A 22,574-nucleotide genomic window follows, 5' to 3' on the forward strand; every position below is an offset into this window, starting at 1 on the left:
GGCTCGCTAAAAATGCTTATCGAAATTAAGAATATGTTTTAATATGTAAGTATTTCATAACCCGTTTCCGTTACGAGCACTGTTTTTTCCCATTGTGCGGAGGGCTTCCCATCGACAGTATAAACTGTCCAGTTATCGCTCTCGTTTATTGATATTTCGGCTTTTCCCATATTTATCATAGGCTCTACGGTAAAAACAAGACCTGGAACCAATAGCATCCCTGTTCCTTGTTTGGATACATAACTGACCCAAGGGTCTTCGTGAAATTGCAGGCCGATACCGTGTCCTCCAATTTCCCGAACAACAGAATAGCCATTTTTCTTGGCATGGTCATTAACCGCTTGCCCCACATTTCCCAGCAATCCCCAAGGTTTTATCTGCTCAATGCCCAGCTCCATACATTCTTTCGCAACATTAACAAGTCTTTGCTTTTCGCTGGAAACATCACCGACACAAAACATGCGGGAAGAATCCGAAAAAAAGCCGTTATAAATCGTAGATACATCGATATTTGCAATATCCCCATCTCTTAGAATTACACGGTCAGATGGGATACCATGACATACAACGTTATCTATTGAGATGCAAACGCTTTTGGGGTATCCGTGATAATGAAGAGTTGCCGGTACGCCTCCTAACTCCTTAGTTTTTTCATAAATCAGCCGGTCAAGTTCTTCAGTAGTTACTCCGTCAATAACATAGTCTCCGATATAATCCAGTAAGGCTATGTTTAGTTTACTGCAATCCCTGATTCCTTGAATTTGCTGTTGGGTTTTAAGCAATCCGAGGTGAGGTACTGCGCACCCTTTTGAATGGTAGATGGCCATTTGCTCCTCAATCGGGGCATGACATTTTTTGTATTTGCGTCCGCTGCCGCACCAGCAGGGATCGTTTCTTCCCAGTCCGCCAGACATATTTACTCCTTTACATTTGCAAACTCGGGGGAAGCAATACCCTGTGGAGTGCGTTGTTCAAAAGAGGCACTTGAAGCTTTGCGGTATTGGCGGGGAGAACATTTGAACATTGCCCCAAATGCCCTTGTCAATGATTCGGATGATGAGTACCCGTAACGAAAAGCGATATCGGTTATTTTGTCATCGGTGCTGCGAAGATCATTAGCAGCGGCTGTTAACCTGCGTTGAGTGAGGAATTGTTTATATGTCATTCCCATGTATTCCCGGAACTTTGCGGAACAGTAAAACGGCGAGTAACCAACATACGATGACATATCTTTTAGCGTCGGGTCCTCAGTTAGGTGATTCTCTACCCATTTCACCATTATTTCTATTGTTTGAACAGGCATTTGCTTCACTCCTTTTCCCAGTATATCAGTCAATATGGATAATTACCTGACATAAGTTGCAAACATTGAAATAAAGGCCGTATTCCTTTGCAGGATTTTACCATAGATTTCTATAATATATAATTGCATAAGCCCATAATTTTTTATATTAATCCAATTGACCCGGGTCTGATCTAATAGTATACCAAGAATTTATTAAAAAGGAGTGCTGATTTATGAACCAATGCCAATACGCTTCCACCTGCCCCATCTATTCAGTTTTTAAAACAGAAACTTTAAAAAACATATATATCAAAAACTACTGCAACGGGCCAAAGATGGGGAATTGTCAGAGGCTCACAATGCGCGAGTCCGGAAAGGTGCCGCCTAAAGAATTGTTGCCGGACGGCAAAATGCTAACAGCCACGCATTTTAATGCCAAGAAATAATATTTTTAAAATACCCTCTTGCCTTCAACCTGCGCTTTGCGGTTATTGCCGGGAGAGGCGCATTTTTGTTGCATGCCTACACTAGATACTCTACTTTGGCGCCGGGGAAATGCTTATCAATCTCCCGCCGGAACAGTTCATCCATCTCTTCCAGCGTCTCCTTTGGATAAACGTATTTGCCGTAACCAAACTGCCCGAATTTAAACTTGCGATTTTCCTCATGCATAGGCAGAGTGGTGTCCGGGAACACTTCCAGGATGCGTTTCTTTGCCGATGCTGTGAACCGGTGGGAGATTAATTCAAAGGTAATATTCTGCCCGACTGCGGGCAGTAATTCCTCTGCCAGGAAGCGGATTAATTGGGTGTAATCGCTTTGCCAGCCCGGGTAGCTGAAGATAGGGGCGATTAAAAAGCCCAGGGGGTAACCCGCTTTCGCTACACGCCGGGCGGCATTCAAACGGGCCTGGATTGCCGGGGTGCCGTGCTCGTAGGATTTAATGATGTAGTTGGTATTGATACTGAAGCGAAAGCGGGTATGTCCGTTGTGCCGCGTGTCCAGCAGCGTATTCACATCGGTGAACTTGGTAACGAAACGAAAACGGGCCAGGGGCTGTTGGCCGAAAAATTCCACAGCCCGGGCCAGCGAGCCGGTGTACGGTTCCACGGGAATGGGGTCGGAAGTGGCCGCCCCTTCAAACAAGGTGGTTTCCGGGGCCCTCTTTTTTATATACTTTTCCGCTTGTTCAAGTATTTCATCAATGTTTACGTATACCCTTATATATGGTTTTTTACCCAGTGTGGTATTTAAATAACAATATTGACATCGGCCGCTGCAGCTGGTGCTCAGGGGCAGTTGATAGTGAGCTGATGGTTTGCAAGGTGAAAACTGCAGCGTGCGGCGCACCCCCACCACCAGAGTGCGCTTGGCCTCCAAGTATGCTTCACGATGCGTTTTGCCGGGTATGCCCGTTACCCGGTTGTGACTGCCGATCATGGCCACGGGTATTCCGTCTGTCTTGAATCTTTGGTACAGCTGCTGACCCAGAGGGTAATCAAGCGCTGCCTGCTCAAAAAAAACCCGTCTTGGTATAAACAAAAATACTCCCTCCGGTTCCGGGTAATCTTATATATCGCTTAGTATGTCCATAAGATGCATAGCTGATTTATAATGAACACAAATTTTGATATCCATGCTACAATCATGCTGCAATGTAACACCGGCAGAAAGATGAAGACTTATTTTCAGAATATAATAATTCAATTTAATGTTTTTCTGCAAAGCATTATGTGCCATAATAAAATAATTACACATAATTTAGAAGGCCCGGGTACGAGGTAAAGATGCAAATAATCTTAAGCGTAAAGTGCTATAGCTTTTAACGTTAGAAAGGGAAGGGTGATGGGAATGCCAAACACCGGTTCATTCCAGCTGCCGCAGGAATTTTTAATTGTCGGCGCGGCTGTGCAAACGGGTTTATTTGAAGAGTTAAAGAATAATCCCTGTAATCTGGAAGAATTGGCTGTCAGGACGAAAACCGACCGCAGGTCAGTGTGGACGGTTATTGAAGCTTTGATTGCTTTAAAGTACCTGGAATACGACGGTGAAAAAATTAAGCTCACCGAAGAGGCGGATAATATCTTTTTTAATCCCGGCCACGAACAGTATACAGGTTTTTCATTCATGCATGCTTACAATATAATGAAGGCATGGACGCAGTTGCCGGAAGTTATGCATAGCGGGCAACCGGTTCCGAAAAAAGATGTATCCAGCCACTCCAAGCATTTCATCAAGGCTATGAGCCATCATGCCCGGAAGTCGGCACCGCAAATTGTTGATTATTGCTTAAAAGAATTGCCCGCGAATCCCAGGGTTCTTGATGTAGGCGGCGGTCCGTTAACCTATGCCAATGCTTTTGCCGGCAAGGGGGCCATGGTGACTGTATTGGACCTGTCCGGAGTTATAGATATGATGCGGCCGGAACTGGATACTGAACTGCCCATTAAAATGGTCAAAGGTGATTTTACCAAGGGGCTGCCTCCGGGACCTTATGACCTGGTATACCTTGGCAATGTGTGCCATATATACGGTGAGCGGGAGAATAGAAAATTATTTCAAGATGCGGCAGCTGAACTGGAGCAGGGAGGACAAATCGTAATCAATGACATGATCCGGGGTACAGGCGTGATGCCTGCATTATTCGGGGTAAACATGCTGGTTAATACAACTTCCGGGGGAACATGGACTTTCGAGCAATATAGAACATGGCTGGCCGCGGCCGGCTGTTCCGCAGCACCCTGGAAAGAGGTGGGCGGCAGACAGTTGATTAAGGCTGCCAAGGTTCAATAATATGCATTGGCAGGGAAAAGTACGTTCATACGGTAGTAGATTTTCTTGCTCAATATATAGAAGATGTCGCTAATTCAGAAGAAGCCTTAGCTATTTTAAATTATGAGGAAGAAAGAAGAATTTTAAGATTACTTTAGGTCAGTGGCGTTGCGGATGTTCATAACTTTAATTACCTTATTCCAAAAGTAAAACTAATTATAGCAAAAAAGTCGAACATGAATAAAGGTACTTATTCATGTTCGACTTTTTTGCGTTTGTTAAAATTTTATTGGAAAAAGTGCAGCAAATATTTATAAATTTACCTGTAAATTACAAAAAAGAGCGGGTTTAGCCGCTAAATTAAAAAAAAATAATAAATAAGCATAAAAATTACTATAAAATTTTAATTTTAAAAGCAGGAATTATTAAATATATGTCGAAAAAATTTTAAAAAGGAGTGGTGCTCATGGAGAACAATGGCGAAATAAATAATTTTTTAAATAAATTTTTTCAATTAGTAGGCAATGAAAATCAATGTGATAGCGTGATCTTTCGCAATGCAATTAACATAGCTAACGCCATTGTTGGAACCTTTGGTAAATACTGCGAGGTTGTAATCCATGATTTACGTACACCGGAGTCTTCCATAATTTATATGGCCGGCAATGTAACAAATCGTAAAGTCGGTGCACCGATAACCAATTTTGTTCTAGAAAACTTAAGAAAATACGGTAACAGCTGCAAAGATTCGATTGGTTATAAAAGTGTTACCAAAGATGGGAACATCTTAAAATCATCTACAATATACATTAAAAACGCTACTGATAAAATTATTGGTACAGTATGTATTAATTACGACATTACGGCGTTAATAAATCATTTGGAAGAAATAACCAAATTCGACGACTCAAATGATCAAGAAGAAATAAACGAATTTTTTGCAACGGATGTTACGGAAATACTTGATATTATAATTAATCAAGCAATAATAGCCAAAGGCATTCCCATGGAAGAAATGAAAAAAGAAGATAAAATTGAAATAGTTGGTGCGTTAGATGTAAAGGGAGTATTTTTAATTAAAGGAGCAGTAGATAAATTAGCTTTAGCTTTAGGAGTCTCAAGATACACTATTTATAATTACTTGGAACAAGAACGTTCACAAAGGAATGCTATTTATTAATTAACATTCCTTTAAATAAAAAATTAATTAAAGAAAGGAGTTAGGAATGGCGGAGGTCAAAGTAGTTCAAACCACAGATGCACCTGCAGCGATAGGGCCTTACTCTCAAGGAAGGTTTGCCGGGCCATTTTTATTTGTGTCCGGGCAGCTGCCGATTAACCCTCTTAGTGGCCAGATGGACGAAGCGATAGCTGATCAAACACATCGATCTTTAAAAAATCTCAAGGCGATTGTTGAATCTGCCGGCGGTACATTAGAAAGCGTTGTCAAAACTACGGTGTTTCTAAAAGACATGAATGATTTTGCCCGGGTCAATGAGGTGTACAGACAGTATTTTAAAGAGAACTATCCCACTAGATCTGCTATAGAGGTCGCTCATCTGCCAAAGGATGCCAAGGTGGAAATAGAAGCAATCGCCTATATCGGATAAAAAATTAACTGAAAGGGGTTAAATCATGAATCTAGCAAAGTTTCCGCGCAGGCGTTATACAGAAGGCCAAACACCACTGGAATTTTTACCTAACTTTACAAAGGCGCTGGGTGGTCCAAACATTTATATTAAACGTGATGATTTGCTAGGCTTAACTGCCGGTGGCAACAAGACCAGGAAATTGGAGTTTTTAGTAGCCGATGCTTTAGCCCAGGGAGCCGACACACTAATTACCTGTGGAGCTGTACAAAGCAACCACTGTCGTTTGACCCTTGCCGCTGCCGTTAAGGAAGGCTTAAAGTGCCGCCTTGTGTTGGAGGAAAGAGTTAAAGGAAGCTATAAGCCTGATGCCAGTGGCAACAACTTTCTATTCCACCTGCTTGATGTAGAAGATATTACTGTGGTTCCCGGTGGTTCCAATATGCTTGCAGAAATGCAAAAAGTAGCTGATCAGTTAGCCGCCGAAGGCAGAAAGGGTTATGTCATTCCCGGTGGCGCCTCTAATGAAATTGGCTCCACTGGTTATGTAGCCTGCGCCCAAGAGATACTTGCCCAAATTTTTGATAAAGGCATTAATCTTTCTTATGTTGTTTGTCCTTCCGGCAGTACCGGTACACACGCTGGTTTGATTACAGGTTTTTATGGTGAGAACAGTAATATCCCGGTTCTTGGTGTTAACGTAAGCCGCAGGAAAGATGTTCAGGAAGAAATGGTTTATGACCTTGTTAAACGAGTGTCCAAGCATGTAGGAGTTAAGGGTGAAATTCCAAGGAATGCAATTACTTGCTTTGACGAATATGTAGGTCCCGGGTATTCTATCCCCACGGAGGCAATGGCCGAAGCAGTAAGATTGTTAGCCAGAACAGAAGGTATTTTACTTGATCCGGTATACTCAGGCAAGGCGATGGCCGGATTGATTGATTTAGTGCGCAAAGGGTACTTCAAGAAAGAAGATAATGTACTGTTTGTTCATACCGGTGGTTCACCCGCGCTTTATGCATATATTCCACACATATTAGACTAAAAAAGGTCCACCCTTATTGGTTTGATAGGGTGGGCCACATACCAAAAACATTTATATTTCTCAATTTTCTATTATAGACTTTATTTGCCTTAAATGCAAATGATTTTCTAAAAGGAGGCGAATTTTATGAGTGAAAACACTTCCGTTTTAAATGAAAATAAACGGTTGGAAATGTACGGCGGGTTTTGGGGCGGAATCCTACCGCTGTTGGTATTAATAACTGTTTTAATATGGTTATCCGTAGCAGACCGGGGTGGTACCGTACCATTTTGGGCGGCCGGTTGGTTGGCAATAGTTGCCGGTTTGTTCTTAGCCAAGGACAAGAGACATTATTCCGAGGCCGTTTTAAGAGGATTTGGTGACAGGAGTGGTGTCGTAATTGTCGGTTGCTGGCTAATGGCGGGGGTTTTTGGCAAGCTTATGGTGGCCGGTGGATTAGTAGACGGTTTACTCTGGTTTGGTATGGAAACCGGAACTCAAGGTGCGTTGTTCGTTCTGATAGCATTTGTATCAGCAATGCTCTTTTCCCTGGGTACAGGCACCAGTACCGGAACAGTACTTTCCTTAACTCCTGTTTTATTCCCCGCCGGTGTGTTTTTGGGTGCTGATCCAGTTATGTTAGCCCTGGGGATCCTGTCCGGTGCTTGCTTTGGTGATAACTTGGCTCCTATTTCAGATACTACAATTGTTTCGGCATACACTCAAGATGCACAAATGAAAGATGTTGTTAGAAGTCGTTTTCCTCTTGCCATTATTGCTGCCGGTATAACTGGGGTTATCCTCCTTATTACTGGCGGTGGTGGAGAAGTTAGACCCCTTCCCGAAATTGAAGCCCAAGTGGATCCGAGTGGCTTATTAATGTTGATTGGCTTTGCAATCGTTGTTATTAGTGCCCTGAGAGGCAGACATATCATAGAATCACTGGTTTACGGCAATGTATCGGCGATAGTGTTAGGCTTAATTAGCGGAAACCTGGCACTGCATAATGTCTTTAGTATCCCGGCGGTAAAAGGTGATTCAACCGGTTTAATTCAAGATGGCATAAATGGCGTAGTAGGTGCCATAATATTTGCACTGTTGGTATTGGCTGTTACCCAGATCCTGGTGGAAAGCGGTGTTATGCTCAGGATTTTATCTTGGGCACAGAAAACCTTGGCTAAAACAGTGAGACAAGCTGAGTTGGCAATCATCGGTATCACAATTCTATTCTCTATTCCAATTGCAGCAAACGCGCCAGCCCTGTTGTTGGTTGGCCCGAGTATCGTTAAACCACTGGGTGAGAAATTTAACCTTGCTCCTGAAAGGCGAGCCAACCTTATGGACTGTGCTGTATGCACACTGTTTTTTACCATGCCTTGGCATATTGCGGTAGTGGTTTGGCATAGTTCGGTTTTATCTGCGGCGGAAGCATATAATATCGTACCCCCATCTATTACGGCTGCATTTTATAATCCGTATTCATGGGCACTGTTAGGCGTAATTATTTTCTCGGCAATAACCGGTTGGAATAGAAAATATGCCTCAGAACCTAGTGGCAATAAAGATTTATTGACACCGAATATGTAACTTAAAACAAAGGGGGTGTCGCAAAACTGCTTTTTTAGAGTAGTGAGCTACGCTTCCTTTTCTTTATTAAATTAGACTTAGCTACTAAATTAAACTCGGCGGATTATTCCAATAATAATCCGGTATCTTATAGAGGGCTGTTGTATTACGAACTATTTAGTTCGTTATGCAACAGCCCTTTTGTTTTTTGATATTCACGTACCAGCCGGTCCTCCGTCCCATTACCCTGGCGGCCAACAAGGGCGGTATAGCGCAGGGATAGACGATCAAGGCGGCTGGAAGTCTGAGGCGCGGCGGTTAACGGCATTCGGGTCATGATACATTAGCCGCGCGGTCATCTGCTGGTGCGTCCAAAAATACTTTACTTTGCTTACAAAATCGTAAGGAATATTACAGCCGATTGTAAGCTGCGGATGATAATCTAACACTGAAGGGGGAGAAGAAATTATGATCATACTGGAAACTAAAGCCTTGAAAAAGATCTACGGAAGCGGCAGCAACATGGTAAGAGCTGTGAACGGGGTTGATTTATCAGTGGAAGAAGGCGAGTTTCTGGCCATTATCGGCAGCTCCGGTTCAGGCAAAACCACGCTATTACATATGATGGGCGGATTGGATCGACCTAGCGAAGGAAAAATTTTCATTGATAATAAAGAGATATATACCATGAGTGACAATCACTTGGCGATATTCAGGCGGCGCAAGGTTGGTTTTGTTTTTCAAGCATATAATCTCATCCCGGTGCTTAATGTCTGGGAAAATATCTGTTTACCCATGGAACTGGATGCCAAAGCGGTAGATAGGGGTTTTATAGCTGACCTGATGGAGAGTCTGAATATTTATGACAAGCGCAAAGCATTGCCAAATCAGCTTTCCGGTGGGCAGCAGCAGCGGGTGGCTATTGCCAGAGCCCTGGCGACCCGGCCATCCATTATTCTGGCCGACGAGCCTACCGGAAATCTTGATTCCAAAACCAGCCTGGAAGTGGTAAATCTATTAAAACAGTCGGTAAAAAAATACCATCAAACCCTGGTCATGATTACCCATAATGAAACTTTAGCCCGGATGGCTGATCGCATCGTAAGGATTGAGGATGGGAAACTTATTTGTCAGGGGGGAGCAGCTTGCGAACCTATATCAGAATAGCCTGTCGCTACATAAGACAATATCCGCAAAGAACAATAGCGATGATTTTAAGTATTACCCTCAGTGTTTTTCTCATTGTGGCTATCGGCTCGTTGAATGAAAGCGCCAAAAACTCACAGGTTGTACACTGTAAAAACTACGGAGCCCAACATGTAATATACAGGGAACTTGATCAAAAGCAAACAGAAAAAGTTAAAGCGTATCGGAATGCGCAGCGAGTGGCTGTTGCAGCTTTTTATGGTGAATGGAAAAGTCCTAACGGATTAATCGTAAACTTACTGGCAACAGATGATAATATCTTATCCATGGAAAGCACTTGCCTCAAGGCAGGAAAATTTCCAAGCCAGACAGACGAAATTGCCATAGAAGGCTGGGTTTTGGATCAGTTAAGACTGCCGCATAAATTGGGGCAGACCCTGGAAATAAGCCTGGGGGAAAAGGGCGAAAAACGGAACTATACGTTGGTAGGAATTGTCAAAGATCGGCTGGACGAGAAATCGAGCGGCCAACTGGATGCTTTTGTGACCTTGCATAAAGAAATCTTGTCGGAAAGAGATGGGCACCTCCATGCCCTGATTGAATTTAAACAAAAAGTTAAAATAAAAGAAGAGATCAATAAACTTAGCCAAGAGATAGGTTTAGATGCCAATAGTAAAGAACAAAATATTTTACCCAATAATATGTTGCTGTCGGCTATGGGGCAGATCAATACGGTTGACTGGGATCTGGTCAAAATTTCCCTGCTGCTCATGCTGGTAGCGGGAATGGTGATCTTCAGCGTTTATAGCATTTCCGTCTTAAGGAGAGTTCAGGATTACGGGATGATGAGCGCCATCGGCTCAAGTTCCCGGCAGATTCTCTATATAATACTCTGGGAAATCGTCATTATCTATTTAATTGGAGTTATACTGGGTATAGCAAGCGGCGCTGCTTTTGTTCAGTTATTTAAAGGGGCTGCCACTGACATATTTATCTTTGATGCTCTGGATGCGTTCGCTAACGTGCCTCTTGACATTATTGTGATATCGGATCTGTCCGTCAAACTGGCTGTTTTAACCGCTCTGGGGTCAGTGCTTGCCGCCGGGATAAGGGTTGCCCGGATGGCTGCCCGTATATCTCCGCTCGAAGCCATAAACCGCAGCACCCAGGATGAAAAAATACACTTTAGTGAAAAGGATGGTTGGCTTGAAAGGCAGTTGGATATAACGAAAAAGATTACCATAAAGAATTTAAAGAGAAACAAGAAAACAGCCATTTTTACTATAATTGCCATGTCTATAGGGTGCTGCTTGTTTATGGTGAAGTCCTTCACGTTTGAACTCTGGGAACGTGAACAGGATTTGTACTATGCAGATATAAGGCCTGGTCTGGATGATGAATTCCGATTAAATGTTAATAACGGGGTACCAATGATGGTAGGATATACCCGGAAGCAGATTGCTGAGCTGAAAGGTCGGCCTGAGGTCAAGAAGTTAACAGCCACCCAGATGCTGTATGGGCGGATGAGAATTGCTGATGGCCGGTTAAATGGAGAGTATGGTAAAAACTACATCAAAGCTATGGAAAAAAGGTTATCTGCATTCGATAAAGAAGTTGAAGACGTGATAGAAGGCCCTGCTGACAGAATGGGATTCGCTTTCCCGGGTGATAGTGATCGTGAGCTGGTAATCAGGAGTACGATCCTGGGCTTGTCTGAGGCAGAGTGGGCTTCTTTCAGCAAAAATCTAATACCAAAAGAGCAGCTGGCAGGTGAAAATAGCAACAGGCCCCTGGCTATTATCCATATTCCCGAGGTAAATAAGCAGGGAACATTTTGGAGCCGATCCGGAAAAGAAAAACTGAAAATGGAACCGATTTTAAATATGAAAGTCGGGGATACCATTGGGATTACTTATCCCCGTGAGGGGTATGAAGAATCCCTGGATAATTGGAACCTCATCCATCAGTATGAAAAGTACCGGGGCAAATATGTCGACCGGGAATTCACGGTAGCCGGGATTACTAAAGTCCTGCCCGAGCAAGATTCTTATTGGTTGGGAGCAAAAGACGCACCTTATATAATAATACCGGGCCGGGTATTCCAGAAAATAACGGGGATAGATAGTTATCGTATCCTGAGTCTTGATATGAAGGATGGCTTTAGTGAGTCTGACTACAAAAGCCTGAAGGAAAAGGTTCATCAAACAGCGGAGCTGGTTCCCGGAACGGGAATGGCGGATAGAGTTGAAAGTAATAAGGAGAGTGAGAAGGCTCGAAATGAATATCTCCTGTTCTATGCCGCCATTGCGGCGGTGTTGATAATTATTGGCGGTCTAAGTATCTATAACAATGTTAATTATAATCTCATCTCTCGTCTGCGGGAGCATGGTATCCTTAAGGCTATCGGCCTGACCGCCGGTCAGTTTAAAGGGATGCTAAGATTTGAAGGCTTACTATATGGGGCGATGTCGGCGCTTTTCTCCTGCGCAATGGCATTATTGATTGAACTGGGTATGTTTGTGTATTATGCATATTTTTCTCGTACCCTGATGCGGGAGCAGTTCTTTATCGAATGGAAATCATTTTTGCTGGTAATCTTGATCAATTTATGCATAGGATATCTGGCGGCCCTGGGTCCGGCCGGACAGATTAATAAACTTCCGATCACCGAGGCAATCAGGAGTACTGAATAAAAAGAACACTATATAATGGGCGGCGGTATTTTACCTCCGCCTTAAGTACAGGATCCCGTCAAAGTCGATTTTTCTCGCAATATATAGATGAGATAAATTTTATTAAACACTAAATGTTGACCAATATAATGACTTTGACGATACCGCGGCCTTAGGTATTTATTAGCCGGATGTAGTACTGGTGGGGATATAATTAGAACATGGATAATCCGTATAAAGGAGCAGGTAGGCCATGGGAGAATTAATCAGGATCCTGTTGGTGGAAGATGATGAGTCTTTAAGCCGGGGGATAAGTTTTAAATTAAGCAAGGAAGGTTTCACGGTTCTGGCAGCCGGATCACTCGTGGAAGCAAGAGAATTATATAGTAAAAATACTATTGACCTTATGGTGTTGGATGTTGCTTTACCGGATGGAGACGGTTTTCAGTTTTGTCGGGAGATCAGGAGGCAAAGTGAGGTTTTTATTGTTTTTCTCACCGCCTGCGATCAGGAAGTAGACATTGTAATGGGGTATGATATGGGGGCGGATGATTATATTAGCAAACCGTTTAGCCTGAGTGTGCTGGTCTTGAAAATCAATGCTGTTTTGAGAAGGGGCAAAGCACTAAAAGGACATGAGATGCTGGTATCAAAAGAGATCATATTATATCTCAGCACGATGAGGTTATTTAAAAACGAACAGGAGATATACCTGACCAAAACGGAGATGAAACTATTCCGGTATCTTACGCAAAACCCCCAACAAATCATTAGTAAAGAGCAGTTTCTCGATGAATTATGGGATATCGACGGTGATTTTATTAATGAGAACACCCTGCAAGTACACATCAGGAGACTGCGGGAGAAGATCGAAGCTAGCCCCTCAAAGCCACAATATATAAAAACTATCAGAGGGGCCGGATATATATGGGCTGAAAGATGTGTCTATCAATGATATTTAGAAAAGATCCGCTTATAAAAAGGCTATTTCTTATTTTAATAGCCGGCCTTATTCTGATGGGTTTTTTGCTTATTATGAATAGCCTTTATTTCATAAAGCAGCTTGCCGGCGCTGCCGGAATTGCTTCCGGTGTCAATTGCCAGGGCTTTGTTGTGGGAAATATTGCGGTGGTGATGCTTATGATAAGCATCAATATTACGCTTTTTGCAGGAATAGGAAGATGCCTGGTTCATAAACTTGATTATCTGTCTATGGCTGTGGACCAGATCATGGATGGCAAACATCCCGTTTTTGTGGAAGAGGAAGGTATATTCTCCCGCCTTGAATCACAGTTTGGGCAGATGTCTAGAAGAATGGAACTGGGGTTTGAGGAGCTAAGGAAAGAAAAAGAAAACTTGCATGCCCTGGTTACCGATATCTCCCACCAAATTAAAACCCCCTTGTCTGCTATTAAGGTATTCAATTCTCTCTTGCTTGAGGAAGGACTTTGCCCCGGAGAAAAAGAGGAGTTCTTAAGCAGAACCAAGGAACAAATTGATAAATTGGAATGGCTGTCTGAAGCTCTTGTCAAAATATCTAAAATGGAAGTAGGAATGATCCGGCTTAAAATGCAGCAGGCGGATATAAAAAGGACAATTCTTGCCGCGGTGAATGAAGTTTATTCAAGGGCCTTAGAGAGAAATATAGAAATTATTATAGAAGATTTGCAGAGCATTTCCATATATCATGATATAAAGTGGACTAAAGAAGCGGTTGTAAATGTACTCGAAAATGCGATCAAATATAGTGAGGATAACGGTGCGGTAAACATATCCATGGAAAGACTCGAAACATATATAAAAATAGATATCAAAGATAACGGAATCGGCATTTCGCCCCATGAGATTGGCAAGGTTTTTAATCGGTTTTATCGAGGGGCGGCACAGAAGGTGATGGGGGCGGAAGGCTCTGGAATAGGCTTATACTTGAGTAGAAAGATTATCGAAGAGCAGGGCGGGGCTATTATGGCCGGCTCTTCCGGAGCGGGACAGGGAAGCCGGTTTACCATATTATTAACCTTATAAGGAGCATCGAAGGTTACACGAGGGGTTATTGGCTTTATCTAACAGCTGTGAATTATTCAAAACCCCTCTGAAATATTCAACGCCTTTTATCCCATTTTACTTCAGGTAGGGTGGAATCCCCATCTAAAAGCCCCGATGTTCAGCTTTACCCGATGTTCAGCTTTAGCTGAGCGAGTTCACTTTACGCCCTGTTATCGGAGCTGGTCACCAGCTCTTTTTTTGCTTTATCCTTAAGTACCAGATAGGAAATCAGCGCTAACACGCCCGGTATAGCCGACAGCTGATACATAACAGCGTAGCTGGTGGCCTGGGCAACTGCTCCCCACATTACCGCCCCCAGCCCAATACCTAAATCAAAGGCGGAAAAGAAGGTGCTGTTGGCCGTGCCACGCCGTGCGGGAACTACATCCTTCACAGCCAAAGCCTGCATGCTGGGCATTATGCCGCCAAATCCAACACCGTAAAGGATGCCCGCCAGCAGAAACATCCATAATTGCTGCGCCTGGGATAAAACCAACATCGCGGCGATAATCAGCACCATCCCGGGCAGCACCACCACATCAAAGCCCCTTCGGTCGGCCAAAATCCCGGAAAACGGTCGGGCAACCGTAAGAGCCAGTGCGTAAACGGTAAAAAAGATGCCGATATTGGTAATGCCCTGCTGGCCTGCGTATATGGCTATAAAGGAAACCACCGCCCCATAGGTGGTGGCAGCTAATAGCAACGATACAGAGGGCCTAATGGCCTTTGGTTCAATTAGAGACTTGATTCCCCGCCTGCTCTGGCTTTTATTCTCCACCCGGGGATACCGGATGAGCACAGCCAATGCCAAGGCTATAATGGACAAAACGGTAGATGTGTAAAACAGGGTGGGGAAACCTGCGCGGTTAAGTATATAAAGCCCGATCACCGGTGCTATGGCCATGGATATTGTACTGGTGAGGCCAAAATATCCCATGCCCTCACCCAACCTTCTGCGTGGGATTAAATCGGTGGCCGCCGTTCCCGCCGCGGTGCTAATGATACCCCAGCCGAAGCCATGCAGGAACCTGAAACCCAGTAAGGCAATAATGCTAAAGGCCCAGTTGTACGCTAGAACCGATAACATGAAAACGGCCAGACCCAGTAATAAAGGGCCCCGCCTGCCGCTGGAGTCTAAAATTTGCCCGACAAAGGGGCGTACCAGTAAGGCGGAAACCGTAAAAACCCCTACAATCATGCCCATTGCCGTCTCCTGGCCGCCCAGATGTTTGGCATAAACGGGTAAGGTGGGTAAAAGCATCTGGAAGGATATAAAGATAAAGAAATTAACAAAAAAGATAATTACAAAGTCCCTTGTCCATAAAGCATCGGTTGAATGTCCCCGGGTGGCATGCAAAAAAATGTTTCCCCTTTCATTACGAAAACTTGCGATCATAAAATTATACGGCAAATGACCATGAAAATCAATCGGTACTCAACCGTTTTTTATTAACCGCACTTTACCAGTGCCTCTCCCTCAATAACAATTTCACCCAGCTGGTTAAAGCAAGTAGTTTTCAAAGTTAGACGCCTTTTATCCTCTTTTCTGCCAATTACTTCGACTATTGCGGTGACGGTATCTCCTATTCTAACAGGAGCGGTAAATTTTAGGTTTTGCCCGAGATATATGGTCCCTTCTCCGGGCAGCTTGCAACCAATAACAGCAGATATCAGACCCGCTGTCAGCATACCGTGCGCTATCCGTTCCTTGAAAATAGAACCGGCGGCAGCTTCCTTATTTATATGCACCGGGTTAAAATCACCGCTAATGCCGGCATATAAATACACATCAGTCTCACTCATTGTTTTAGATAGAGAGGCATTATCACCAATCTTTATTTGTTCAAAAGGTATACCCATGCTTATCCCTCACTGTATTTTTATTGCACATCCCAAGTGTGTTATTATACTTCAATAATGCATGCGTCCCCCTGGGTCAGACCTCCGCAAATAGCACACGCCCCTATACCGCCACCCCGCCTTTTCAACTCATAGGCCATGGTCATGATTAAACGTGCGCCACTGGATGTATTAGGGTGGCCAATGGCAATGGCCCCGCCATTTACATTTAATTTTTTCTTTATCGATCGGTACATATCCTTATCCGTATCTAATAAAGGCTGGGATGATACCAATTTAACCATATCGGCATAGCTTTCCGCAGCAAATTTTCGGCTGGCTAAAAGTTTGGCGGAGATCAATGGCACACAAGCAAATGCTTCATTTATCTCAATCAAATCCAATTCATTAATCGTTAAATTTAATTTATCCAGGCATTTCTTAATTGCAAAAGCAGGTGAAACAGGCATTATTCTCGGTTGGAGAGCGATCGTAGACATCGTCATAATAGTACAGATGGGCTCACAGCCTAATTTCTCCGCGTTTTCTCTCTTTGTCAGTATCAAAGCGGCAGCACCGTCATTCATACCGGGAGAGTTGCCTGCGGTACAGGTGGGGTTGCCGAATATAGGTTTTAGTTTGGCAAGTGCTTCCCTTGATATATCAGGGCGATATTGTTCATCAATCTCCAGTGTTTTTCCGGAAATAATATTACCCTTCTTATCCTTGTCCTGTAATTCCAAGGGCATCATTTCAGCTTTAAAAAACTGTTCTTGGTATGCCTTACCGTACTTCATATGACTTTCAAAAGCAAAGTCATCCTGTTCTTCCCTGGACACATTATATTCCACTGCCAGATTCCCGGAGTCTACCGCAACCGGGGCATAATCTTTATAACCAAGCGGGAAGATTGGATCTTCCAAATTCAGTCCGCCAATTCGGACTCCGGACCATCTAAGGTTTCTGGCTAAATACGGAACAGTGCTAAAGCTTGTGGCTCCGCCCACCAGGACCATGCCGGCTTCATCCAGCTTGATGCTCCTGGAACCATAATTGGCGGCCGACATAGCTGAAACACAGGCTTTATCAAAAGTACATGATGGTTTCTCCGGGGGAATGCCCGCCTTTAACATGGACTGTCTTGCCACCACAGGCGTATATGGGTCTTTACAATTTGTTGTATCACCTATGCCCCACCATACTTCGTCAATTTGATCCGGTTCCAAACCGGCCCTGATTAGCGTCTCTTTCATTGCGATAGCGCCTAAATCATAGATGTCGGTATTTTTTAAAGAGCCTCCAAACTTGCCAAAGGGCGTTCTGGCAGCGCTAATAACAACTATATCGTTACGGTTTTTTTGCTTAAGTAGATTTTCCTTCATTTACCGGACTCCTTATCATATTTTAAGCGGCTGTTCGAAAATCCTGCCCGAAATCCGCTTATAATCTCCATGTTAGCTGGCTTTTGCGGTGCTCATGTAGGTGCCGGGTGTTGAAATGTTGAAAGATTAAAATCTTTCAACATTTCAACACCCGGCACCTAAGCTTGCCTTTCAACAAACTCTTTAAGCAAATATTTACTTAATTAGATTGCGGGCGATAACAATTCTTTGTATTTGGTTGGTACCCTCATAGATTTGAGTGATTTTGGCATCCCTCATGTAACGTTCCACCGGGTATTCAGTTGTATATCCATATCCACCGAAAATTTGTACCGCATCGGTAGTCACTTGCATGGCCGTATCGGAAGCATACAGTTTGGCCATGGCGGAAAGTTTGCTTAGCTCTTCAGATTGATCATCAATAGCCACGGCGGCCCGGTACACCAATGACCGGGCCGCTTCTATCTGAGTGGCCATGTCGGCAAGCATAAATTGAATACCTTGGAATTCACAAATTGGTTGACCAAATTGTTCCCTTTGTTTGGAATACTCCAGGGCAGCGTCCAAAGCCCCCTGGGCAATACCCAGTGCTTGAGCGGCCACGCCGGTACGGGTGTGATCTATGGATTTCATTACTATTTTAAAACCCTCACCTTCCCGGCCAAGGAGATTTTCCCGGGGTATGCGGCAATTCTCGAAAATTAGTTCCCTCGTTGTCGAGCCGCGGATACCCATTTTGCTCTCTTTCTTGCCAAAAGTGAAGCCCGGGGTTCCCTTCTCAACGAAAAAGGTGCCGATCCCCTTCACACCCTTTGACTTGTCCGTCATAGCCGCCACGGTGTAGATTTCCGCTTCTCCCCCGTTGGTAATAAAGTGTTTTACACCGTTGAGAATGTAATAATCGCCATCTCTGGTGGCTGTTGTAGTCATGCGGGAGGCATCCGACCCGGCCCCCGGCTCGGTAAGTCCCAGGGCGCCCAGAACCTGGCCGCTGGCCATGGGAGTAAGATATTTTTTCTTTTGTTCTTCTGTACCGGCTAAAAATACCGGAGCTATAGCCAGAGCCTGTGTAGTTAGAATAACTGAAGTGGAAGCACAGACCCGGGCCACTTCTTCTATGGCTATAACATGGCTTAGAGTATCTGAACCGGCACCGCCATATTCCTCGGGTACATTAATACCCAACAGCCCATATTCGGCCAACAGTTTCATATTATCCCACGGGAACTCCCCGGCCTGATCTATTTGTGCCGCCCTGGGGGCAAATTTTTCCCGCGCCAGTTCCCGGGTCATTTTCCTCAACATAATTTGTTCTTCGGTAAGTCTCATTGTCATCATCGACGCCCCTTAACCAGTTAATATTAATAACCTTTGAACTGCGGTTTTCTTTTTTCCAAAAAGGCACCGGTCCCTTCTTTTCTATCTTCAGTTGAGCAAGCCACGGCAAAATTTGCACTCTCTACCGCACAGCCACGTCTCAGGTCTACTTCCAGACCATCGTTAATACTCCTTTTGGCCATAGCCAAAGCAACCGGAGATTTCCGGGCCAGCAAGTTCGCCAATGAAATGGTTTCTTCCAGCAGCTTATCAGCGGGAACCACCTTTTCCACTAATCCAATCTGCAAAGCCAATTGTGCATCGATGATCATCCCGGAAAAAACCATCATCTTGGCCATGCCTTTACCGACCAGCCGGGGTAAGCGCTGGGTGCCACCATAACCCGGGATAACCCCCAGATTGATTTCAGGCAAGCCAAACTTGGCCTTATCTGAAGCAATCCTTATGTCACCGGCCATAGCCAATTCGCAACCCCCGCCCAGTGCATAACCGTTTATGGCCATCAGTACAGGTTTATCACAGTGCTCTATTTTAAAGAAAATATCTATTCCACGGGTGCTTTTGTCCTGGGCGGCTTTAACTGATGGCAGACTTTGCAATTCATTTATATCCGCCCCGGCTACAAAGGCTTTATCTCCCTGACCGGTAATTACAATTACCCTTACCCCGGGATCGGCGGAGCCCCGGTTAAAAGCATCTTCAAGTTCACCTACAGTTTCTTCATTCAGTGCATTTAAAGTGTCGGGGCGGTTTATGGTAATTATAAATAGCGCATCTTTCTTTTCCGTTAAAATATTGTAGGCCATATCAATACCCACCTTTAGCGGTAGGCATATACCCCCTCTCCTGATTTACGCCCCAGTCTGCCCGCCGCCACATATTCCTTGAGCAGGGGGCAGGGACGATATTTGGAATCATTAAACCCTTGATAAAGGGATTCCATGGTATGGAGCAATATGTCTATGCCCACCAGGTCCGCTAATTGCAACGGGCCAATGGGGTGATTGGCGCCCAGCAGCATACCCTGATCAATATCTTCTTTTTTATTGCCTTCCATAAGCAAGTAAAATGCTTCGTTCAGCATGGGGACCAGCAGTCTGTTGACAATGAAGCCGGGAGTGTTATTGGCGTCTACCACTGTTTTACCCATTTTTTCAGCCACTTGTTTAACTCTGTCCATAACCTGTGCATCGGTAGCCAAAGCCGGAATTATTTCCACTAATTTCATTACAGGAACCGGGCTAAAGAAATGCATGCCTACAACTTGGTGCGGCTTTTGAGTAACCGAAGCTATTTCTGTAATGGAAAGTGAAGAGGTGTTAGTGGCCAGAATAGTTTCCATGCTGGTTAGTGAATCAATTTTTTTGAACATATTTTTTTTCAAGTCCATTTTTTCAGGAACAGCTTCAATCACCATTTGCGCATCCGAACAAACAGCCAAATCCGTTCCCGGGGCTACCCGGGCCATGATTTGCTCCTTTTCAGCTTCCGAAAGTTTACCCTTGCTAACCTTGCCCTGGAGCAGTCTATTTATATTGGCTACCCCACGGTCAACGAATTCCTGGCTGATATCTATTATATTTACCTTGTAGCCCGCCTGAGCCGCCACCTGGGCAATGCCGGAACCCATCAAACCGGCTCCTATTACAGTTATAGTATTAATTTGCATTTTTCACCCCTCCATGTTATTCAGTAACATAACCATAAACCGACCAACCGCCATCCACTACAATTGTCTGGCCGGTTATATAACTGGCATCATCTGAGGCCAGGAAAACCGCTACTTTAGCCACTTCATCAACATTACCCAGACGTCCCATGGGGCAGCGCCTGCTAAGTTTTGCTTGATTCGGGGTTCATCATGGTTCTTGACGTTTTACTGTCCGGGCTAATACTTATTTATACAGCCGGTATCATGTAATATATTGCAAATCAGATACCATTATGGAGCCAAACATATTTTAGCGCACTAAATCCTCATTTGAGACAGTCAGCCTTAAATCCTCGAAAAAGATGGAATTTCGTATCGGTTCATTGCCAATACATATTCCTGTAAATATCCGTTCAATAAAAATGTCAATTCACTTCACACAGCTAGTCAGAACCGATAATGGTTTAATTTCCGGTTAGCCCTTTTTAGTTCCCAACAGCGGAATCACTTCCAAAGGCAATCTAATTGGTGCAATTATGCACCAATTTTGTTTTGTTTCTGCACCATCTCATGCTAAACACTGAAATACCCTGGTTCATAATTGCACCAGGGTATCTCAGTAAACGTTATGAAGTTTTATATTATATTTCCTTATTCGCCGTACAATGGTTGAGTGATCTACTTTTAAGGCACTTGCAGCTTTTCTGATGGTCCCGTATTTTTTAAGTGATTGCAAAATCACTTGTTTTTCCAATTCTTCGATTGAATCTCTTAAACCTTTTTCTGTTAAACCATTCGCTTTGTGATAGTCCTCATCATTCTGATAAAAAATGATGTGTTTGGGCAGACACTTGCTGCTTATTACTCTTTCCTCGTTGAATATTACCAGATTTTCAATGGTATTTTGCAGCTCGCGAACATTACCGGGCCAATTATAGTTTTCCAATGCATCACATACGTCGGAAGCAAAAATTTTATCTGTACAGTATTTCTTGTTGAAATTGTTTAAGAAATGGCTTGCTAAAGGGACTATATCAGCCTTTCTATCCCTAAGACTGGGAATTGATATATTAACAACATGCAGACGATAGAAAAGATCTTTGCGAAAGGTGCCTGTTGCCACCATATCGGGCAAGTCTTTATGCGTTGCTGAGATTATCCGTACATCCAATCTAGTTGGTTTGACTCCCCCAAGGCGGTAAATTTCCTGGTTCTCAATGGCTCTTAATAACTTAACTTGAAGGTTTAATGGCAAGTCGCCAATTTCATCCAAAAGAATTGTGCCTTTGTTGGCAACCTCCAACAGCCCCATTTTTCTGCTTTGAGCGCCGGAAAACGCCCCCTTTTCAAACCCAAATAATTCGGATTCCAATAGGCTCTCGGGTATGGCGCCACAATTAATCTGCACAAATGGTCCATCTTTTCTGCCGCTATACTTGTGTATTAACTTAGTCAAAACTTCCTTGCCTACACCGGACTCACCCGTCAAAAGTACATTTGCGTCCACTTGCGATACCTTGATTGCACTTTCCAGCACCTTCTTCATCTTATTGCTTCTAACGATGACGTCATCGGTTTCCAGCAGCTTATTGCGCAGTTCTTTTAGTTCCGCCAGGAATACCTCCGGAAGTTTGTTATGGGAATTATCGTCCACTATCTTCTTTAACTTATTTAATTCTCTCATTTCACGGTAATTGGCAATGTAGAATACCACGTTACCGTGGTTATCATGCACAGGAACACTGGTGATAAATACTTCCACTCCTGTTTTTACTTTTTGGATAATTGATAAGGGATTTGTACCTAAAATTTTTCTTGAATTTGTAAGAATCACTCCTTCTCTCAACATATCTTTGGTTGTTTTGCCAATTATCTGATCCATTGATATGCCGGAAATTCTCTCTACAGCTTTATTACCATAAAAAATCCGGCCTTGATGATCCGACAGCAGGTAACCGTCAAATGAGTAGTCCAATAAATAAAGCAGCAAATTCAATATTCCATTGAAATCATACCTGGAATTGGATGTATCAGTTCCTGGCGTTGGATTGAACAAGTTGATGTTTTTACTAAGAATATTCTTAACTTTATGGTATTGGCTGGACATTATATGCTCCTTTATGGTCTTTAACAAGCATAAATTCTACGCCTTTGCCAAATACACCTTTTTAGAAAAAGTATAAAAAGAGGATATTGCGGGGAGTATCAGAAATGTCTTGATATTTAAGCCATCGGTACAAACCTTGCGATATTCAACTCTAAGT

20 protein-coding genes and 1 pseudogene are annotated in these 22,574 nt (G+C 43.6%); 9 read left to right on the forward strand and 12 right to left on the reverse strand.

The window, feature by feature from the left end; all coding sequences use genetic code 11:
• Positions 1–38: 38 nt before the first annotated feature.
• The 3 genes from ABDB91_RS01080 to splB form a co-directional block, all read right to left on the reverse strand.
• On the reverse strand, positions 39–914 hold the full coding sequence (locus ABDB91_RS01080; protein WP_347489781.1) for a methionyl aminopeptidase: 876 nt from the start codon (positions 912–914) through the stop codon (positions 39–41).
• Between the two features lie 2 nt (positions 915–916).
• Positions 917–1,303: an AraC family transcriptional regulator gene (locus ABDB91_RS01085; protein ID WP_347489782.1), complete on the reverse strand. Its 387-nt coding sequence runs from the start codon at positions 1,301–1,303 to the stop codon at positions 917–919.
• Between the two features lie 504 nt (positions 1,304–1,807).
• Positions 1,808–2,827, reverse strand: a complete 1,020-nt coding sequence (gene splB, locus ABDB91_RS01090; RefSeq protein ID WP_347489783.1) for a spore photoproduct lyase — start codon at positions 2,825–2,827, stop codon at positions 1,808–1,810.
• A gap of 309 nt (positions 2,828–3,136) precedes the next feature.
• Between splB and ABDB91_RS01095 the strand changes: the two genes are divergently transcribed.
• The 5 genes from ABDB91_RS01095 (at position 3,137) to ABDB91_RS01115 (ending at position 8,257) form a co-directional block, all read left to right on the forward strand.
• The gene (locus ABDB91_RS01095; RefSeq protein ID WP_347489784.1) at positions 3,137–4,078 is read left to right on the forward strand and encodes a class I SAM-dependent methyltransferase; all 942 of its coding nucleotides are present in this window, start codon (positions 3,137–3,139) and stop codon (positions 4,076–4,078) included.
• 445 nt (positions 4,079–4,523) lie between these two features.
• Positions 4,524–5,237, forward strand: coding sequence for a helix-turn-helix transcriptional regulator (locus tag ABDB91_RS01100; protein WP_347489785.1), 714 nt, complete (start codon positions 4,524–4,526; stop codon positions 5,235–5,237).
• Between the two features lie 46 nt (positions 5,238–5,283).
• On the forward strand, positions 5,284–5,667 hold the full coding sequence (locus ABDB91_RS01105) for a RidA family protein (protein WP_347489786.1): 384 nt from the start codon (positions 5,284–5,286) through the stop codon (positions 5,665–5,667).
• A 25-nt stretch (positions 5,668–5,692) separates the two neighbouring features.
• Positions 5,693–6,691, forward strand: a complete 999-nt coding sequence (locus ABDB91_RS01110) for a D-cysteine desulfhydrase (RefSeq protein ID WP_347489787.1) — start codon at positions 5,693–5,695, stop codon at positions 6,689–6,691.
• 126 nt (positions 6,692–6,817) lie between these two features.
• On the forward strand, positions 6,818–8,257 hold the full coding sequence (locus ABDB91_RS01115; RefSeq protein ID WP_347489788.1) for a Na+/H+ antiporter NhaC family protein: 1,440 nt from the start codon (positions 6,818–6,820) through the stop codon (positions 8,255–8,257).
• A gap of 145 nt (positions 8,258–8,402) precedes the next feature.
• Here the strand turns inward: ABDB91_RS01115 and ABDB91_RS01120 are convergent, their stop codons facing one another.
• Positions 8,403–8,573, reverse strand: a complete 171-nt coding sequence (locus tag ABDB91_RS01120; protein ID WP_347489789.1) for a hypothetical protein — start codon at positions 8,571–8,573, stop codon at positions 8,403–8,405.
• A 131-nt stretch (positions 8,574–8,704) separates the two neighbouring features.
• On the opposite strand from ABDB91_RS01120, the gene ABDB91_RS01125 reads away from it, so the two are divergent.
• The 4 genes from ABDB91_RS01125 to ABDB91_RS01140 all read left to right on the forward strand — a co-directional run bounded on the left by ABDB91_RS01125 (position 8,705) and on the right by ABDB91_RS01140 (position 14,079).
• Positions 8,705–9,403, forward strand: coding sequence for an ABC transporter ATP-binding protein (locus tag ABDB91_RS01125; RefSeq protein WP_347489790.1), 699 nt, complete (start codon positions 8,705–8,707; stop codon positions 9,401–9,403).
• Entirely contained in the window at positions 9,382–12,075 is a 2,694-nt protein-coding gene (locus ABDB91_RS01130) for an FtsX-like permease family protein (protein WP_347489791.1), read from the forward strand. Before ABDB91_RS01125 ends, ABDB91_RS01130 begins: the two co-directional genes overlap by 22 nt.
• A 232-nt stretch (positions 12,076–12,307) precedes the next feature.
• Positions 12,308–13,009: a response regulator transcription factor gene (locus ABDB91_RS01135; RefSeq protein ID WP_347489792.1), complete on the forward strand. Its 702-nt coding sequence runs from the start codon at positions 12,308–12,310 to the stop codon at positions 13,007–13,009.
• A complete protein-coding gene (locus tag ABDB91_RS01140; protein WP_347489793.1) occupies positions 13,006–14,079 on the forward strand; it encodes a HAMP domain-containing sensor histidine kinase in 1,074 nt (357 codons plus the stop codon). The genes ABDB91_RS01135 and ABDB91_RS01140 overlap by 4 nt, the downstream gene beginning before the upstream one ends.
• A 181-nt stretch (positions 14,080–14,260) precedes the next feature.
• Here ABDB91_RS01140 and ABDB91_RS01145 read toward each other — a convergent pair whose 3' ends face one another.
• From ABDB91_RS01145 to ABDB91_RS01180, 8 genes and pseudogenes are all read right to left on the reverse strand, one after another.
• Positions 14,261–15,457, reverse strand: a complete 1,197-nt coding sequence (locus ABDB91_RS01145) for an MFS transporter (RefSeq protein WP_347489794.1) — start codon at positions 15,455–15,457, stop codon at positions 14,261–14,263.
• Positions 15,458–15,549: 92 nt separating this feature from the next.
• The gene (locus ABDB91_RS01150) at positions 15,550–15,960 is read right to left on the reverse strand and encodes a MaoC family dehydratase (RefSeq protein ID WP_347489795.1); all 411 of its coding nucleotides are present in this window, start codon (positions 15,958–15,960) and stop codon (positions 15,550–15,552) included.
• Positions 15,961–16,004: 44 nt separating this feature from the next.
• The gene (locus ABDB91_RS01155; RefSeq protein ID WP_347489796.1) at positions 16,005–17,321 is read right to left on the reverse strand and encodes a thiolase family protein; all 1,317 of its coding nucleotides are present in this window, start codon (positions 17,319–17,321) and stop codon (positions 16,005–16,007) included.
• Between the two features lie 195 nt (positions 17,322–17,516).
• Positions 17,517–18,656 carry an acyl-CoA dehydrogenase gene (locus ABDB91_RS01160; RefSeq protein WP_347491492.1) on the reverse strand — a complete coding sequence of 380 codons (1,140 nt, stop codon included), beginning with the start codon at positions 18,654–18,656 and terminating at the stop codon, positions 17,517–17,519.
• Positions 18,657–18,682: 26 nt separating this feature from the next.
• A complete protein-coding gene (locus tag ABDB91_RS01165; RefSeq protein WP_347489797.1) occupies positions 18,683–19,465 on the reverse strand; it encodes an enoyl-CoA hydratase-related protein in 783 nt (260 codons plus the stop codon).
• A gap of 14 nt (positions 19,466–19,479) precedes the next feature.
• Positions 19,480–20,328 (reverse strand): 3-hydroxyacyl-CoA dehydrogenase NAD-binding domain-containing protein, encoded by an 849-nt coding sequence (locus ABDB91_RS01170; protein WP_347489798.1) that lies wholly within the window; start codon positions 20,326–20,328, stop codon positions 19,480–19,482.
• A gap of 16 nt (positions 20,329–20,344) precedes the next feature.
• Positions 20,345–20,491: pseudogene (locus ABDB91_RS01175) on the reverse strand (SDR family oxidoreductase); the annotation flags it as partial.
• Between the two features lie 435 nt (positions 20,492–20,926).
• The gene (locus ABDB91_RS01180; RefSeq protein ID WP_347489799.1) at positions 20,927–22,417 is read right to left on the reverse strand and encodes a sigma 54-interacting transcriptional regulator; all 1,491 of its coding nucleotides are present in this window, start codon (positions 22,415–22,417) and stop codon (positions 20,927–20,929) included.
• Positions 22,418–22,574 lie beyond the last annotated feature (157 nt).

The sequence above is a fragment of the Desulfoscipio sp. XC116 genome, assembly GCF_039851975.1.
In the GTDB taxonomy this organism is placed as follows: Bacteria; Bacillota; Desulfotomaculia; order Desulfotomaculales; family Desulfallaceae; genus Sporotomaculum.

What these genes read in the sequence shown, in the direction of transcription:
- ABDB91_RS01080 (WP_347489781.1), bottom strand. Translation starts at nt 914, where the DNA reads ATGTCTGGCGGACTGGGAAGAAACGATCCCTGCTGGTGCGGCAGCGGA.
- ABDB91_RS01085 (WP_347489782.1), bottom strand. Translation starts at nt 1,303, where the DNA reads ATGCCTGTTCAAACAATAGAAATAATGGTGAAATGGGTAGAGAATCAC.
- ABDB91_RS01095 (WP_347489784.1), top strand. Translation starts at nt 3,137, where the DNA reads ATGCCAAACACCGGTTCATTCCAGCTGCCGCAGGAATTTTTAATTGTC.
- ABDB91_RS01100 (WP_347489785.1), top strand. Translation starts at nt 4,524, where the DNA reads ATGGAGAACAATGGCGAAATAAATAATTTTTTAAATAAATTTTTTCAA.
- ABDB91_RS01105 (WP_347489786.1), top strand. Translation starts at nt 5,284, where the DNA reads ATGGCGGAGGTCAAAGTAGTTCAAACCACAGATGCACCTGCAGCGATA.
- ABDB91_RS01110 (WP_347489787.1), top strand. Translation starts at nt 5,693, where the DNA reads ATGAATCTAGCAAAGTTTCCGCGCAGGCGTTATACAGAAGGCCAAACA.
- ABDB91_RS01115 (WP_347489788.1), top strand. Translation starts at nt 6,818, where the DNA reads ATGAGTGAAAACACTTCCGTTTTAAATGAAAATAAACGGTTGGAAATG.
- ABDB91_RS01120 (WP_347489789.1), bottom strand. Translation starts at nt 8,573, where the DNA reads ATGACCCGAATGCCGTTAACCGCCGCGCCTCAGACTTCCAGCCGCCTT.
- ABDB91_RS01125 (WP_347489790.1), top strand. Translation starts at nt 8,705, where the DNA reads ATGATCATACTGGAAACTAAAGCCTTGAAAAAGATCTACGGAAGCGGC.
- ABDB91_RS01135 (WP_347489792.1), top strand. Translation starts at nt 12,308, where the DNA reads ATGGGAGAATTAATCAGGATCCTGTTGGTGGAAGATGATGAGTCTTTA.
- ABDB91_RS01140 (WP_347489793.1), top strand. Translation starts at nt 13,006, where the DNA reads ATGATATTTAGAAAAGATCCGCTTATAAAAAGGCTATTTCTTATTTTA.
- ABDB91_RS01150 (WP_347489795.1), bottom strand. Translation starts at nt 15,960, where the DNA reads ATGGGTATACCTTTTGAACAAATAAAGATTGGTGATAATGCCTCTCTA.
- ABDB91_RS01155 (WP_347489796.1), bottom strand. Translation starts at nt 17,321, where the DNA reads ATGAAGGAAAATCTACTTAAGCAAAAAAACCGTAACGATATAGTTGTT.
- ABDB91_RS01160 (WP_347491492.1), bottom strand. Translation starts at nt 18,656, where the DNA reads ATGACAATGAGACTTACCGAAGAACAAATTATGTTGAGGAAAATGACC.
- ABDB91_RS01165 (WP_347489797.1), bottom strand. Translation starts at nt 19,465, where the DNA reads ATGGCCTACAATATTTTAACGGAAAAGAAAGATGCGCTATTTATAATT.
- ABDB91_RS01170 (WP_347489798.1), bottom strand. Translation starts at nt 20,328, where the DNA reads ATGCAAATTAATACTATAACTGTAATAGGAGCCGGTTTGATGGGTTCC.
- ABDB91_RS01180 (WP_347489799.1), bottom strand. Translation starts at nt 22,417, where the DNA reads ATGTCCAGCCAATACCATAAAGTTAAGAATATTCTTAGTAAAAACATC.